The following is a 1,291-nucleotide window of genomic DNA, read 5'->3' on the forward strand; positions in this document are numbered from 1 at the left end:
GACCGGCGGACGTACGTACTCGACACCAGCGTGCTCCTGGCGGACCCCCTCGCCATGACGCGCTTCGAGGAGCACGAGGTCGTCCTCCCGGTGGTGGTGGTCACCGAGCTGGAGGCCAAGCGGCACCACCCCGAGCTGGGCTACTTCGCCCGCCAGGCGCTGCGCCTGCTGGACGACTTCCGGGTCCGCTACGGCCGGCTCGACGAGCCGATCCCGGTCGGGGAGCTCGGTGGCAGCATCCGGGTCGAGTTGAACCACTCGGACCCGTCGATCCTGCCGGCCGGCTACCGGGCGGGCGGCGGCGAGGCCGACACCCGCATCCTGGCCGTCGCCCGCAATCTCCAGGCGGAGGGGTACGACGTCACCGTCGTCTCCAAGGACCTGCCGCTGCGGATCAAGGCGAGCTCGGTGGGCCTGCTCGCCGAGGAGTACCGGGCCGAGCTGGCGATCACCTCCGGCTGGACGGGCATGGCCGAGCTCCAGGTCTCCGGGGATCGGGTGGACGCGCTCTTCGCGGCCGGCCACGACGTGGCGCTCGAGGTCGAAGGAGCGGCGGAACTCCCGGTGCACACCGGTCTGGTGCTGACCTCGGAGCGCGGGCGCGCGCTCGGCCGGGTCACCCAGGACGGCCGGGTCCGGCTGGTGCGCGGCGACCGCGAGGCGTTCGGGTTGCGCGGCCGCAGCGCCGAGCAGCGGATCGCGCTGGACGTGCTGCTCGACCAGGAGGTCGGGATCGTCTCGATGGGCGGCCGGGCCGGTACCGGCAAGTCCGCGCTGGCGCTGTGCGCCGGCCTGGAGGCGGTGCTGGAGCGTCAGCAGCACCGGAAGGTGATGGTCTTCCGGCCGTTGTACGCGGTCGGCGGGCAGGAGCTCGGCTACCTGCCCGGGTCCGAGTCGGAGAAGATGAGCCCCTGGGCCCAGGCGGTCTTCGACACCCTCTCCGCCGTCACGACCCCGGACGTGATCGAGGAGGTGATCGCCCGGGGGATGCTGGAGGTGCTGCCGCTGACCCACATCCGCGGCCGCTCCCTGCACGACGCGTTCGTGATCGTGGACGAGGCCCAGTCCCTGGAGCGCAACGTGCTGCTGACGGTGCTCTCCCGGATCGGCCAGGGCTCCCGGGTGGTGCTCACCCACGACGTCGCCCAGCGCGACAACCTCCGGGTGGGCCGGTACGACGGCGTGGTCGCGGTGGTGGAGAAGCTGAAGGGACACCCGCTGTTCGCCCACATCACGCTGACCCGCTCCGAGCGCTCCCCGATCGCCGCACTCGTCACCGAGATGCTGGAGG

The 1,291-nt window shown here is 72.3% G+C and carries 1 protein-coding gene; it reads left to right on the forward strand.

What is annotated here, in order from left to right; translation table 11 throughout:
• The coding region (locus tag AB0K43_RS31445) for a PhoH family protein (RefSeq protein ID WP_363645832.1) at nucleotides 1-1,291 on the forward strand (1,291 nt) is incomplete at both ends.

The sequence above is a fragment of the Kitasatospora sp. NPDC049258 genome (assembly GCF_040678895.1).
Classification (GTDB): Bacteria; Actinomycetota; Actinomycetes; order Streptomycetales; family Streptomycetaceae; genus Kitasatospora.